Here is a 12396-nt window from a genome sequence, read left to right as displayed (position 1 = left end):
GAAAATTTTACGTATATTGCCATATCCGTTTCGACACACCTCATCCGGGATCAATAAAAATCGCGCTCCCGGGAGGAAAAAAAAGCCGCACCGGTGGGGAGGAACGGAAAATTCACTGCCCCAAATCAATACGCCTCCCGGCGCAGATGCCTAGACTCGACGCCCATCTGCATGTTGAGAGGAACACCTATGGAACTGCTCTGCCCGGCAGGCAACCTGCCCGCAGTGCGCACCGCCGTCGAGAATGGCGCGGATGCGGTCTATGTGGGGCTGAAAGATGACACCAACGCCCGCCACTTCGCGGGCCTGAACTTCACCGACAAAAAGCTGGCCGAAGCGGCTCGCTATCTGCATCAGCATCGCCGCAAACTGCATGTGGCAATCAATACCTTCGCCCATCCGGACGGCATGGGACGCTGGCAGCGGGCTATTGATGTGGCGGCGCAGAACGGGGCCGACGCGCTGATCCTCGCCGATATCGCCACGCTGGAGTATGCGGCGACGCACTATCCCCAGGTGGAGCGCCATCTCTCCGTGCAGGCGTCAGCCACCAATCTGGAGGCGATTCGCTTTTATCATCGCCACTTTAACCTGCAGCGTGTGGTGCTGCCGCGGGTGCTCTCTCTGCATCAGGTAAAGCAGCTGGCGCGCAGCACGCCGGTGCCGCTGGAGGTGTTCGCGTTTGGCAGCCTGTGCATTATGGCGGAAGGCCGCTGCTACCTCTCCTCGTGGCTGACCGGTGAGTCGCCTAACAGCGCCGGTGCCTGTTCTCCGGCGAAATTTGTGCGCTGGCAGCAGACGCCGCAGGGTATGGAATTCCGCCTGAACGAAGTGCTGATCGATCGCTACGCGGCGGACGAAAGCGCGGGGTACCCGACCCTGTGCAAAGGACGCTACGAGGTCAGCGGCCAGCGTTATCACGTGCTGGAAGAGCCCACCAGCCTGAACACGCTGGAGTTGCTGCCGGAGCTGCTGCGGGCCGGGGTCGCCTCGGTCAAGATCGAGGGTCGCCAGCGCAGCCCCGCCTATGTTGCTGATGTCGCGCGCGTCTGGCGTCAGGCGATCGACCGCTGTCAGGCCCAGCCGGAACAGTTTGAGGTGGCGCCCCGGTGGATGCAGACGCTGGGGGATCTCTCTGAAGGCACGCAAACCACGCTGGGTGCTTATCACCGTGAATGGCAATAAGGAGTCATGATGCAATATGCCGTCGGGCCGGTGCTCTGGTACTGGCCAACCCCCACGCTGGAGGAGTTTTACCAGCAGGCTGCCCGCAGTAGCGCGGAGATTATTTACCTCGGCGAAGCGGTGTGCAGTAAACGCCGCGCGACGCCTTATGGCCGCTGGATGGAGATGGCCCGTGACGTCGCGGCCAGCGGCAAACAGGTCGTGCTGAGCACCCTGGCGCTGCTGCAGTCCCCCTCTGAACTGAAAGAGCTGCAGCGTTATGTCGAAAACGGCGAGTTCCTGATTGAAGCGAATGATATCGGCACGGTTAACATGGCCGCTGAGCGCCACCTGCCCTTTGTGGCAGGCCCGACGCTGAACGTCTACAACGCTGACACCCTGCAACTGCTGGTCAGGGAGGGGATGACGCGCTGGTGTATGCCGGTCGAGATGTCACGCGACTGGCTGCTGCAGCTGCTGGAACAGTGCGAAACGCGCGGTATCCGGCAGCAGTTTGAGGTGGAGGTGATGGGCTACGGTCATCTGCCGCTGGCGCTCTCGGCGCGCTGCTTTACCGCCCGCTCGGAAAACCGCGCGAAGGATGATTGCGAAACCTGCTGCATCAACTATCCGACAGGCCGCCGCGTCAGCTCGCAGGAGGGGCAGCCGGTGTTCGTGCTCAACGGCATTCAGACCATGAGCGGCTACTGTTACAACCTGGGGAACGATCTGGCGGGGATGCGGGAGTGGGTCGACTGCGTCCGGCTCTCTCCGCAGGACAGCACCACGCTGGCAGAGATAGATCGTTTCCGGGCCAATGAGAATGGTCAGGCTCCGTTAATGGTCGCGAAAGGCTGCGATTGCAATGGTTACTGGCGCAAACTGGCGGGTATGACGCTGGCATCCTGAGTAAAAGCACATACCGGCTATATTCCTGCTGAGGTTAGCAGTTTTAATATAAGGAATGATGCGTAATACTAAATGATGCAGACTTTAATGCCTGCGCCATACAACGGGAGTAGTCATGTCTGATAAAAAACCTCTTCGCCTGTCCGTGCTGGATCTCGCGCCGATCCCTCAGGGTGCGACCGCGCGGGATGCGTTCCACAATTCGCTGGCGCTGGCGCGTCAGGCTGAAAAACTGGGCTACCAACGCTACTGGCTGGCTGAACATCACAACATGACGGGGATTGCCAGTGCTGCGACGTCGGTGCTGATCGGCTATCTGGCGGCCAATACCGAGACGCTGCAGCTGGGATCGGGCGGCATTATGCTGCCTAACCATGCGCCGCTGGTGATTGCCGAGCAGTTTGGCACACTGGCTTCTCTCTATCCCGGCCGTATCGATCTCGGCCTGGGTCGTGCGCCCGGCTCTGACCAGCGTACGATGATGGCGCTGCGTCGTCATCAGGCCAGCATGCACGCCGACACCTTTCCTGAAGATGTGGCTGAACTGATTAACTGGTTTGATGCGGAAGCGGATGCACAGCCGCCGGTACAACCGGTGCCGGGCCTCGGCCTGAAGATCCCGGTCTGGCTGCTCGGCTCCAGCCTCTACAGTGCACAACTGTCAGCCCGGATGGGTCTGCCATTTGCCTTCGCCTCACATTTTGCGCCGGATCAGCTGTTCCAGGCGCTGCACGTCTACCGCGAAAACTTCCAGCCCTCGGCGCGACTCGACAAGCCGTATGCCATGGTCTGCATCAACGTGGTCGCCGCTGACAGCGAGCGTGAGGCACGCTTCCTGTTTACCTCGCAGCAGCAGCAATTTATTAACCTGCGCCGCGGCAAACCGGGCCCGTTACCGGCGCCGGTTGAGAACATGGATAACCTCTGGTCTCCGTCAGAGCAGTATGGGGTTCAGCAGGCGCTCAGCATGTCGCTGGTCGGCGATGGAGATAAGGTGCGTCACGGGCTGGCGTCACTGATGCGTGAAACTCAGGCGGATGAGATCATGGTCAACGGCCAGATTTTTGACTCCGCGGCGCGCCTGCGCTCCTTCGCCATTGCGATGGAGGCCGCCAAAAGCCTGTAGTCAGTTCTGCGGTGGGGGCGCAGTTTCCGCGCTCACCGCCAGCTGACGACTGTCCCTGGCCGGGGATTGCCCGTAAAGGCGGCGATACTCCCGGCTGAACTGTGACGCACTCTGATACCCTACCCGATAGCCTGCCGTCCCGGCATCCAGCTTTTCCACCATCATCAGCCGTCGCGCCTCATTCAGCCGCAGCTGTTTCTGATACTGCATCGGCGTCATTGCCGTGACCGCTTTGAAGTGATGATGCAGCGAAGAGATGCTCATGCCGACACTGCTGGCGAGCTGGTCAATCTTCAGCGGCTGATGAAAATTCTCCCGCAGCCAGCGGGCCGCCTGCGCCACCCGGTTACCCGGCCGCTCAGCCAGCGCCATATTCAGAATGCGCGACCCTTCCGGTCCGGTCAGCAGCCGGTAGAAAATCTCCTGCTCGATCAGCGGGGCGAGCGCCGGGATATCCTCAGGATGGTCAAGCAGCCGCACCAGCCGCGTTACCGCCTCCACCAGCCACGGCGACATCTTATGCACGGTGATGCCGCGTTCGTTGCGGGCCGTGGCGGGTGACAGCGTCGGGGGAAACTGGTCGAGGTAGCGCATCAGCCGGGATTCATTGATGGCGATACCAATCCCCAGATTAGGCTTTTCCGGCGTGGCGACCGTGACGCAGGCGCGCACCGGCATATCCAGCGTCACCAGCAGCAGATCGCCCGGGCCATAATGCAGCACCTCATCACCGATGTGCAGCGCCTTGCTGCCCTGTGCGACCAGCGCGAAACTGGCCCATTGGGCAAAGTGCACGGGCTTCGTTGGTGCAGAGCTGCGCCCAAAGAACAGGTAGTCAATGGCACTCGCGTGCCGTCCATCCTCCGGCGCATGCCGCGCAATCAACCGGGCCAGCGCCTGCCACGTATCATTCTCTGTCACCGGGTCATCTCCCTTCATCATCTCAGCCGATATTACCTGAGCCGGTGCGCCATGCCTGTGTCGCAGCGACACTTTTGCAGGATCGGGCAAAAAGCTTGCAGGATTGCGCTACCCGGATGGGTCACCGGCGCGCATAGTCTGTCAACGCAATCATTACGGCGGAGATCAGGATAATGAAGGCACTACAGAATAAAATCGCGCTGGTAACGGGAGCATCAAAAGGCATTGGTGCTGCTATCGCCATCGCCTTTGCGACGGCAGGCGCACGGGTAATCGTCAATTATCAACAGGACGAGGTGGGTGCGGCTGACGTGGTCAGCGACATTCTTGCCCTGGGCAGTGACGCGGTGGCGGTGCAGGCGGATATCTCTGTGCAGCAGGACGTGGAACGGCTGTTTGCAACCACCGTCGCCTGTTTCGGCGCGCCAGATATTGTGGTGAATAACGCGGGCCGCTTTCATCACGGCGCTTTTGAGGCGCTGACCCAGGAGGAGATGCAGCAGCAGATCAACGTTAACCTGCTTGGCACGCTGCTAGTCTGTCAGCAGGCGATTCATCACTTTCCTGCCCATGGCGGCACCCTTATCAACCTCAGCGCCCTGAGCAGCCAGAACAGCACGCCGGGTTCCGTGCTCTGGGCGGCGACCAAGGGCGCGGTGGATACCCTGACACAGGGGCTGGCGCGCGAACTGGGTGCCAGAAACATTCGGGTTAACGCCCTGGCACCGGGAATGATTCTGACAGAGGGATTGCTGGCGGCGAAGAGGATGAGCCCGCAGCTTAAAGCGCAACTGCTGGCCGCCACGCCGCTGGGGCGCTTTGGTCTGCCGGAAGATGTGGCACAGGTGGCGCTGTTTCTGGCCTCGGAGGAGTCCGCCTGGGTCAGCGGCGAGCGCGTCATCATCAGCGGCGGAGCCTGATCGGCATAAAAAAAGGGAAGCCAGTGGCTTCCCTTTTTGTTACGACATGAAGTCGTTATGCGTCACGACGACGTGGTGCGGCTGCGCCATCTTCACGACGTGGACCACGGCCGCCTTCGCGGTTAAAGCTGCGACCGCCTTCACGACCACCGTCACGGCGCTCAGAAGAGAAACGACGACCACCTTCACGGTTGCCAGCGCCTGGGCCATTACGACGATCGCCACCGGCCGGACGACGGTCACCACGACCTTCGTTTGGCTGAGCATCACCCAGTAACTGCATATTCATCGGCTTGTTCAGAATACGTGTACGGGTGAAGTGCTGCAGCACATCGCCTGGCATGCCTTTCGGCAGCTCGATAGTCGAGTGGTTACCGAACAGCTTGATGTTACCGATGTAACGGCTGCTGATGTCGCCTTCGTTAGCGATCGCGCCAACGATATGACGAACTTCAACACCATCATCGCGACCCACTTCGATGCGGTAGAGCTGCATCTCGCCAACGTCACGACGTTCGCGACGTGGACGGTCGCCATCGCGGCTGTCACGTGGACCACGCGCTTCGCGGCTGTCACGACGGCCATCACGATCGTCACGATCGCGGTATTCACGACGTGGCGGACGTGGCGCTTCCGGTGGCAGAATCAGAGGACGTTCGCCCTGTGCCATCTTCAGCAGTGCCGCGGCCAGCGTTTCCAGATCCAGTTCGTCTTCTGGCTGCATTTTAGTCAGCAGAGCACGGTACTGATCCAGATCGCTGCTTTCCAGCTGCTGCTGAACTTTCGCGGCAAACTTCGCCAGACGACGCTGACCCAGCAGTTCTGCGTTTGGCAGTTCAACTTCCGGAATAGTCAGCTTCATCGTACGTTCGATGTTGCGCAGCAGACGACGCTCGCGGTTCTCAACGAACAGCAGCGCGCGGCCAGCACGACCGGCACGACCGGTACGGCCGATACGGTGAACGTAAGATTCTGCATCCATCGGGATGTCGTAGTTAACAACCAGGCTGATACGCTCAACGTCCAGGCCACGGGCCGCAACGTCAGTCGCAATCAGGATGTCGAGACGACCATCTTTCAGGCGCTCCAGCGTCTGCTCACGCAGTGCCTGGTTCATGTCACCGTTCAGCGCGGCGCTGTTGTAGCCACTGCGCTCCAGCGCTTCTGCAACTTCCAGGGTCGCGTTTTTGGTACGTACGAAGATAATCGCCGCATCAAAATCTTCCGCTTCCAGGAAGCGAACCAGTGCGTCAGTTTTACGACCGTAAGCGGTCCAGTAGCTCTGGCTGATGTCAGGACGCGTGGTCAGGCTTGACTGAATACGCACTTCCTGTGGATCTTTCATGAAGCGTTTCGTGATGCGACGAATCGCTTCTGGCATGGTGGCAGAGAACAGAGCGGTCTGATGACCTTCCGGGATCTGCGCCATGATGGTTTCAACGTCTTCGATGAAGCCCATACGCAGCATTTCGTCCGCTTCGTCCAGCACCAAGCCGCGCAGGTTAGAAAGGTCTAACGTGCCGCGTTTCAGGTGGTCCAGCAGACGGCCAGGCGTACCCACAACAACCTGTGGTCCCTGACGCAGTGCACGCAGCTGCACGTCATAACGCTGGCCGCCGTACAGGGCAACCACGTTCAGGCCACGCATGTGTTTAGAGAATTCGGTGACAGCTTCAGCAACCTGAACCGCCAGTTCGCGGGTCGGTGCCAGCACCAGGATCTGAGGTGCTTTTACAGAAGGGTCAATGTTGTTTAACAGCGGCAGAGAGAACGCCGCAGTTTTACCACTCCCGGTCTGCGCCATACCTAACACGTCACGGCCCGCCAGCAGGTGAGGAATACACTCAGCCTGGATTGGGGAAGGCTTTACGTAGCCCATGCCATTCAGTGATTCAAGGATGTCGGCGTTCAGGCCAAGGTCAGCAAAAGTGGTTTGAATATCAGTCATGTAGTACACGTGCCTCTTAGATTGCGGCGGCCAGTCTACATAACTCGTCGTGAAAACTTTCAGTCATTTTCATCAAAAAGTGTGAACCGGCTCAAATTAGAAGTTTTGACGAACAGAAAAGCCCTCATCCCTGAAGATGATGACTTTACAGGTGTTACGGGCAAATTTAGTTCGTCAGCTATTGCTGGTCAGATTCTGATAAATCGTCTTGTGCCTGGCCGAGTTGCGCCAGTTCCAACAATGCGTATCGGTGTTCAACAAAGTTATTGACGTTGTTGGCTACCGCCAGTTTGAACAACGCTTTCGCGTCGTCCTTCTCCCCCAGACTTAGGTAGTACTTACCTAAATAGAAGTTGGTTTCACTGAGATGTTCAGCGAGCGAGGTGTTATCCGTTGCGTCCGCCTTGAGACTTTCCATCAACGTTTTCTCGTTGATATCTCCAAGGTAGAACTCGACAATATTCCATCCCCATTGGTCTCTGACCGCTTTGTCATGACGCTGTTGAAGCGCGACTTTTGCCTTGTCGGCATCCATCTCACGTTCAGCCAGATAGAGCCACAGACTGCGGAAAGGATCGTTAGGATCGTCTTGATAAAACGCCAGCAGATCATCTTGCGCTAACTTGTATCGACCGCCGTAATAGAGGGCGATACCACGGTTTAAATGCGCATAGTTGTAAGTTGGATCAAGCTCAAGTACAGAATCGAACGCTTCATAGGCGGCATCAAAGTTGCCCGCCTGCGTTAAATATATGCCTAAGTAGTTAAACACTTCGGGCATATCTGGTCTTATAGACAGCGCTTGCGAAAAATCGTTCCGCGCTAATGCCCGCAGACCTAAACTATCATACAACACTCCGCGCTCATATAACAGCTGTGCGCGTTCATCATCGGTGAGAGCGCGACTGGCAAGTATTTGTTCCATGCGCGCCAGTATCACTTCCTGCTGCAGTGTGGGCTGTAACGGCACTGCAAGAACTTCGTTCTTACGCCAATTGGAGTTGCTGCATCCTGCCAGCGTTAAAGCTGTCGCAACAAAACACCAGCGCAGAAAAGGCTTCATTTCCCACTCCCGAATACAAACATTGGGATAACCATCCTGTCATCCGCCTGCTGTGCACAAGGATTCCCGCCCTCGCGATGACACAAACGCCCCTCTCTGCCAGGCAAAGAGGGGCAAATCAGCAACGACTTATTCAGCGGCAGGTGTGGTCACCGCTGCAGCTTCTTCAGCCTGCGGCTTAGATTCTGTCGCTTCTTTGATGCTCAGACGTACGCGGCCCTGGCGATCAACTTCCATCACCTTCACCGGCACTTCCTGACCCATCTGCAGATAGTCAGTCACTTTCTCAACGCGCTTATCGGCGATTTGCGAAATGTGAACCAGACCTTCTTTACCACCGCCGATGGCGACGAAGGCACCGAAGTCAACGATACGGGTCACTTTACCACTGTAAATGCGGCCCACTTCGATCTCTGCGGTAATCTCTTCGATACGACGGATCGCTTCTTTCGCTTTCAGACCATCGGTCGCAGCGATTTTCACGGTGCCGTCATCTTCGATTTCGATCGTTGTGCCAGTCTCTTCGGTCAGTGCACGGATCACTGAGCCGCCTTTACCAATCACATCTTTGATCTTGTCAGAGCTGATCTTGATGGTGTAAATGCGCGGTGCGAATTCAGAAATCTCAGTACGTGGCGTGCTGATAGCCTGTTCCATAACGCCCAGGATGTGCAGACGCGCACCCTTAGCCTGGTTCAGCGCTTCCTGCATGATTTCACGCGTGATGCCTTCGATTTTGATGTCCATCTGCAGCGCGGTGATACCTTCACGGCTACCGGCCACTTTGAAGTCCATGTCGCCCAGGTGATCTTCGTCGCCCAGGATGTCAGACAGAACAACAAACTTCTCATCTTCTTTCACCAGACCCATTGCAATACCTGCAACAGCGGCTTTGATTGGCACACCCGCATCCATCAGCGCCAGTGAGGCACCGCAGACAGAGGCCATTGAAGAGGAGCCGTTAGATTCGGTGATTTCAGACACCACACGCACGGTGTAAGGAAAATCTTCCGCTTTTGGCATAACTGCTAACACACCGCGTTTCGCCAGACGACCGTGACCAATTTCACGACGCTTCGGCGAACCGACCATGCCGGTTTCACCGACAGAGTACGGAGGGAAGTTGTAGTGGAACAGGAAGCTGTCAGTGCGCTCGCCCATCAGCTCATCCAGGTTCTGCGCATCGCGGGTGGTACCCAGCGTTGCTGTTACCAGCGCCTGCGTCTCACCACGGGTGAACAGGGATGAACCGTGAGTACGTGGCAGCACGCCAGTACGCACGTCCAGACCACGGATCATATCCTTTTCGCGGCCATCGATACGCGGCTCGCCGTTCAGGATACGGGTACGAACAACATTCTTTTCCAGGCTATGGACGATGTCGCTGATTTCAGCGCTATCCAGCGTCTCATCTTCAGCCAGCAGCGCAGCAATGGTTTCGTCTTTGATGACGCCAACCTGCGTGTAACGCTCCTGCTTGTCGGTGATGCGGTAAGCATCGCTGATGCGCGCTTCTGCCAGTGCAGCAACGCGTGAAATCAGTGGGGTGTTGGCGGCTTCTGGCTGCCAGTCCCAGCGTGGTTTGCCCGCTTCAGCAACCAGCGCGTTGATGTTTTCGATAATCACCTGCTGCTGATCGTGGCCAAAGACCACGGCGCCCAGCATCTGCTCTTCTGACAGGATCTCAGCTTCAGATTCCACCATCAGAACGGCATTCTGCGTACCGGCAACCACCAGGTCCAGACGAGACTGTTTCAGCTCATCCGCTGTCGGGTTCAGAACGTATTGATCGTTGATGTAACCAACACGCGCAGAACCGATTGGGCCATTGAACGGCAGACCCGAGAGTGACAGCGCGGCAGAAGCACCGATCATAGCAACGATGTCAGGATGAACCTGTGGGTTTACAGAAACCACGGTCGCAATGACCTGAACTTCGTTAACGAAACCTTCCGGGAACAGCGGACGAATCGGGCGGTCAATCAGACGCGCAATCAGCGTTTCGCCTTCGCTTGGGCGGCCTTCACGACGGAAGAAGCTGCCTGGGATACGACCAGCAGCGTAGGTACGCTCCTGATAGTTCACGGTCAGTGGGAAGAAGTCCTGACCGGGTTTAGTTTTTTTCTGGCCGACGACAGTGACGAACACCGCGGTATCGTCCATGCTCACCATAACAGCAGCAGTCGCCTGGCGCGCCATCATGCCGGTTTCCAGCGTGACGGTATGTTGACCATATTGGAATTTGCGTACGATCGGATTCAGCAAAATCAAAGTCCTTAACTTCGGGGCAAGGCTATCTGTAGCCCGCCATTGATTACCAATCTCCAGCTGCATCCTCGCGACTAATGACAACCCTCGACCGCCCCTGCGGTAAAGCCTCTCATTAGCCGCGCGAAATTCTGCAAACTAAAGATCACACTAAGCAACAATACATCAGTTTGGCCCGGATTGCTGCCGATTGCTCAAAAAAAGGGGCCATAAAGGCCCCCTTTTCATGAAACTCGCACAAATCTGATCGTCTGCTGCACGCCGCGTTAATCGCTGCATGACGCCCTGACGACCCGATTTTTCAGACTTAGCGACGCAGACCGAGGCTTTCGATCAGGCTGCTGTAGCGCGCAACGTCTTTACGCTTCAGGTAGTCCAGCAGCTTACGACGCTGAGATACCATGCGCAGCAGACCGCGACGGCTGTGGTGGTCTTTTTTGTGCTCAGAGAAGTGACCCTGCAGATGGGTGATCTGCGCGGTCAGCAGGGCAACCTGAACTTCAGTTGAACCGCTGTCGTTAGCACCACGGCCATATTTAGCAACGATCTCTGCTTTAGCTTCTACGCTTAGAGACATAATAAACTCCGGTATAAAATGAATGTATGGGTGCCGATCTCTAATTCAGCATCCCGCTTTTAAAGCCGCGCTATTCTACTCTGCGCCCGATAGCAACGCAAATGCCCCATCAGCGAAAAGTGAAGGCGCGACTTAATCCTGATACTCCACCACTAAGCGACGGGGTGCCAGACGGCCATCGTCGGCAATTTCAGCCATCCCGATGAACTTACGCGCCTCACCTTCGGACACCCTGACCAGCCCCTGCGCGGGCGCCTGACTGGCCTGAACCGGCTGACCCTGGCGGAAAAATGCAGCCACTGCAGGCGGGATGTTCACTTCCGGGAAATCGGACGCAGGACTGTCCATTGGCAACAGCAGCGGATCGAGCTGCGTTTCCAGAGGAATGCCGGCTTCTGTCGCTTCCGCCAGCAGGGTGTTGAGCTGTTCCAGCGTCACCATCCTTTCATACGGATAACGGGCAACCTGAACGCGACGCAGCATGATGACATGCGCTCCGCATCCCAGCTTCTCACCGAGATCGTCGATGATGCTGCGGATATAGGTGCCTTTCGAGCAGTGAATTTCCAGCTCCAGCTCGTTATCCTGCCAGCGAATAAACTGCAGTTCGTAGACCGTGATTGGACGCGGTTCACGCGCAATCTCAATGCCCTGACGCGCATATTCATACAGGGGACGTCCCTGATGCTTCAGCGCCGAAAACATTGAAGGCACCTGCAGGGTCTCACCGCGGAAGCTCTCCAGCGCGCTGTCGAGGTCGGCCTGACTGAAGGTGACCGGACGTGTCTGAACGAGGTTGCCATCGGCATCTGACGTGTCGGTCCGCTCACCCAGCCGCGCAATCACGCGGTAGCGCTTGTCGGAATCCAGCAGATACTGTGAAAACTTGGTCGCTTCACCCAGGCAGATCGGCAGCATGCCGGTTGCCAGCGGGTCAAGCGCGCCGGTATGGCCTGCGCGGTTAGCGTTAAAGATACGCTTCACCTTCTGCAGGACATCGTTCGACGAGACGCCTTGAGGCTTATCCAGCAGCAACACGCCATGGACGTCGCGGCCGCGACGACGCGGACGACTCATTACGCCTCCTCGTCATCGCCGGTGGCGTCAGAGCCACGGCGCTCGGCATCGTTTTTCACGACGCTTGTGACGAGATTGGACATGCGCATCCCTTCAACCAGGGAGTTGTCGTAGAAGAACGTCAGCTCCGGCACGATACGCAGACGCATCGCTTTACCCAGCAGAATGCGGATGTAGCCTGACGCTTCTTTCAGCGCTTTCAGACCCTGTTTCACCGCGTCCTCATCCTGGTCATTCAGGAAAGTGACGAACACTTTTGCGTAGGCGAGATCGCGTGACACTTCAACGCCTGACACGGTGACCATCATGCCCAGACGCGGATCTTTGATCTCACGCTGCAGGATCATCGCAATCTCTTTTTGCAGCTCTTGTGATACGCGCTGCGGGCGACCAAATTCTTTCGCCATCATTATTTCTCCCAAA

Annotated in this window: 12 protein-coding genes; 4 read left to right on the top strand and 8 right to left on the bottom strand. The window is 57.4% G+C overall.

Annotated features, from left to right (window positions below):
• Positions 1–189: 189 nt before the first annotated feature.
• The 3 genes from F3I47_RS10885 (at position 190) to F3I47_RS10875 (ending at position 3199) form a co-directional block, all read left to right on the top strand.
• Positions 190–1185 (top strand): peptidase U32 family protein, encoded by a 996-nt coding sequence (locus tag F3I47_RS10885; protein ID WP_150028712.1) that lies wholly within the window; start codon positions 190–192, stop codon positions 1183–1185.
• A 9-nt stretch (positions 1186–1194) separates the two neighbouring features.
• Positions 1195–2073, top strand: a complete 879-nt coding sequence (locus tag F3I47_RS10880) for a U32 family peptidase (RefSeq protein ID WP_046101093.1) — start codon at positions 1195–1197, stop codon at positions 2071–2073.
• A gap of 115 nt (positions 2074–2188) precedes the next feature.
• On the top strand, positions 2189–3199 hold the full coding sequence (locus F3I47_RS10875; RefSeq protein ID WP_058957629.1) for a luciferase-like monooxygenase: 1011 nt from the start codon (positions 2189–2191) through the stop codon (positions 3197–3199).
• Here the strand turns inward: F3I47_RS10875 and F3I47_RS10870 are convergent, their stop codons facing one another.
• A complete protein-coding gene (locus F3I47_RS10870; RefSeq protein ID WP_185155355.1) occupies positions 3200–4120 on the bottom strand; it encodes an AraC family transcriptional regulator in 921 nt (306 codons plus the stop codon).
• A 173-nt stretch (positions 4121–4293) separates the two neighbouring features.
• Between F3I47_RS10870 and F3I47_RS10865 the strand changes: the two genes are divergently transcribed.
• Positions 4294–5040 carry an SDR family NAD(P)-dependent oxidoreductase gene (locus tag F3I47_RS10865; RefSeq protein WP_111207625.1) on the top strand — a complete coding sequence of 249 codons (747 nt, stop codon included), beginning with the start codon at positions 4294–4296 and terminating at the stop codon, positions 5038–5040.
• Positions 5041–5095: 55 nt separating this feature from the next.
• On the opposite strand, the gene F3I47_RS10860 is transcribed toward F3I47_RS10865, so the two are convergent.
• From F3I47_RS10860 to rbfA, 7 genes are all read right to left on the bottom strand, one after another.
• Positions 5096–6988: a DEAD/DEAH family ATP-dependent RNA helicase gene (locus F3I47_RS10860; protein ID WP_009092402.1), complete on the bottom strand. Its 1893-nt coding sequence runs from the start codon at positions 6986–6988 to the stop codon at positions 5096–5098.
• 16 nt (positions 6989–7004) lie between these two features.
• Positions 7005–7061: a protein YrbN gene (yrbN, locus tag F3I47_RS22715; protein WP_098053093.1), complete on the bottom strand. Its 57-nt coding sequence runs from the start codon at positions 7059–7061 to the stop codon at positions 7005–7007.
• Positions 7062–7166: 105 nt separating this feature from the next.
• Positions 7167–8051: a lipoprotein NlpI gene (nlpI, locus tag F3I47_RS10850; protein ID WP_009092404.1), complete on the bottom strand. Its 885-nt coding sequence runs from the start codon at positions 8049–8051 to the stop codon at positions 7167–7169.
• 129 nt (positions 8052–8180) lie between these two features.
• Positions 8181–10316, bottom strand: a complete 2136-nt coding sequence (gene pnp, locus F3I47_RS10845) for a polyribonucleotide nucleotidyltransferase (protein ID WP_150028714.1) — start codon at positions 10314–10316, stop codon at positions 8181–8183.
• A 310-nt stretch (positions 10317–10626) separates the two neighbouring features.
• Positions 10627–10896 (bottom strand): 30S ribosomal protein S15, encoded by a 270-nt coding sequence (rpsO, locus tag F3I47_RS10840; RefSeq protein ID WP_003851063.1) that lies wholly within the window; start codon positions 10894–10896, stop codon positions 10627–10629.
• 132 nt (positions 10897–11028) lie between these two features.
• Complete coding sequence (gene truB / locus F3I47_RS10835; RefSeq protein WP_058957632.1) at positions 11029–11973, bottom strand: tRNA pseudouridine(55) synthase TruB; 945 nt, start codon at positions 11971–11973, stop codon at positions 11029–11031.
• On the bottom strand, positions 11973–12380 hold the full coding sequence (rbfA, locus tag F3I47_RS10830; protein ID WP_009092407.1) for a 30S ribosome-binding factor RbfA: 408 nt from the start codon (positions 12378–12380) through the stop codon (positions 11973–11975). Before rbfA ends, truB begins: the two co-directional genes overlap by 1 nt.
• Positions 12381–12396: the final 16 nt, after the last annotated feature.

The organism is Pantoea sp. M_10, from assembly GCF_008631515.1.
GTDB lineage: Bacteria > Pseudomonadota > Gammaproteobacteria > Enterobacterales > Enterobacteriaceae > Pantoea > Pantoea anthophila.
This window is presented reverse-complemented; position numbering and strand designations above follow the sequence as displayed.